The following is a 1,566-nucleotide window of genomic DNA, read 5'->3' as shown; positions in this document are numbered from 1 at the left end:
CTTTGAAATAATTCTACAAAAATGAAATAAGCTCTCTATGAATCGAAAATTTCAAAATTGATATAAACAGCTATGAATGGCCAAGGTACCTTAGTCTTTTAATTCGTCAGGCAGTGACATTTTAAACTGCAGTTACATAGGATGGCAACAAGTAGGAGGTGTCATGAATGAAGAGATGGTTAAAAGCAGTTATTTTGACATATCTTTCCCTTCTGTTTTTTGGCAGTTTCCTTGCGGTCGGCATGTTGGGGACCGGTGCACTGGAAAATTTACTTCCATTCATTTCTGATATCAAAATCTTTTTGTACTATTTTTTCGCTGGAGCTATTGGCGGTTCCCTTAGGCATCTATACATGTTCTGTACTCACTATATGGAAGATGAATTACACGATTATCGAAAATGGATTATGTATATTTTTTATCCGATATTTGCAACGGGTACGGCAGTCGTAGCCGTTACTATTATCCAAAGTGGTATACTTTTAATTCAATTTACCGATTATCAAGATACTCCTTATGCACCGATTAGCATTGCTTTCTTTGTAGGATTTGGGTTTAATCGCTTTGTTAATAAGCTTAACACCGTATCTAAAGATATTTTTCAGACGAATAACAAAAAAATGGACACAGTCGAAGAAGCAAGTAATGAAATTGAAGAATCCTCTGGTGAACAAACGGAAAGCCTCAACAGTTCACCCCAAAATAAATAAAAAAAGTCCGTCATGTGAAAAGTCACATGACGGCTATTGATTTAATCCATTATCTTTGCTCCAAATTTAAAATTGTATAAAGCTCATTCAGATCTTGAATTTCATAGGTAGGAAGAATACCAGTGTTGTTTGGTTTGGCATTCGGGTTGTACCAACAAGTATCAAGCCCAGCAAGCTGTCCACCTTTTATATCAGAACTTAGAGAATCACCGATGATTAAAGCGTGTTCTGGTGAAAAATTAGGAATTCGATCAAACACATAATCAAAAAATTCCTTCATTGGTTTTTGGAAACCTGTATCTTCCGAGACAAAAATCTCCTTAAATAACGGGTGAAGACCGGAGTCACGCAATCTTCTATCCTGTGTTTTTGAAACACCATTTGTGACAATAAATAATTCATAATGGTTCTGTAATGCTGAAACCAATTCAAACGCACCATTGATTAATTGGTGGCCTTCCTCTAAATAGCCCCGATAATTCTTTTCTAATAAAACACCGTCTGCCATTTGTCCTAATTCCTTAAATAAAAGGGAAAAACGGGTATTGACCACTTCATCTTGGGTAATTTTTCCTTCTTCAAACAAACTCCACAGTCTTTGATTTATTTTTCTATAATTGTCTTCAATTTCCCTTGTTGGCGGGACATTCTGGCTTTCAAACAACAGATTCAAGGCTAGCGCTTCAGCCGCAGCAAAGTCTAGTAACGTATCGTCTACATCGAAAAGTAAGGTTTGATATTTTTTCAAGATCATTTCCCCTTTGACCATTAGTACCGTTATATTTTAACGCAGAAAAATGCTAGGGACCATAATTTTGACCCCATAGAACCTCCCTGTTGGAGTACCCGTGGAGTT

The 1,566-nt window shown here is 36.5% G+C and carries 2 protein-coding genes; one reads left to right on the top strand and one right to left on the bottom strand.

Annotated elements, in window-relative coordinates; all coding sequences use genetic code 11:
- Positions 1-167: 167 nt before the first annotated feature.
- Positions 168-710 carry a hypothetical protein gene (locus V7659_RS27665; protein ID WP_335543283.1) on the top strand — a complete coding sequence of 181 codons (543 nt, stop codon included), beginning with the start codon at positions 168-170 and terminating at the stop codon, positions 708-710.
- A 49-nt stretch (positions 711-759) separates the two neighbouring features.
- On the opposite strand, the gene V7659_RS27660 is transcribed toward V7659_RS27665, so the two are convergent.
- Positions 760-1,458, bottom strand: coding sequence for a YjjG family noncanonical pyrimidine nucleotidase (locus V7659_RS27660; RefSeq protein ID WP_335543282.1), 699 nt, complete (start codon positions 1,456-1,458; stop codon positions 760-762).
- Between the last annotated feature and the right edge of the window lie 108 nt (positions 1,459-1,566).

The sequence above is a fragment of the Neobacillus drentensis genome (genome assembly GCF_036966985.1).
In the GTDB taxonomy this organism is placed as follows: Bacteria; Bacillota; Bacilli; order Bacillales; family Cytobacillaceae; genus Neobacillus; species Neobacillus drentensis_E.
This window is presented reverse-complemented; position numbering and strand designations above follow the sequence as displayed.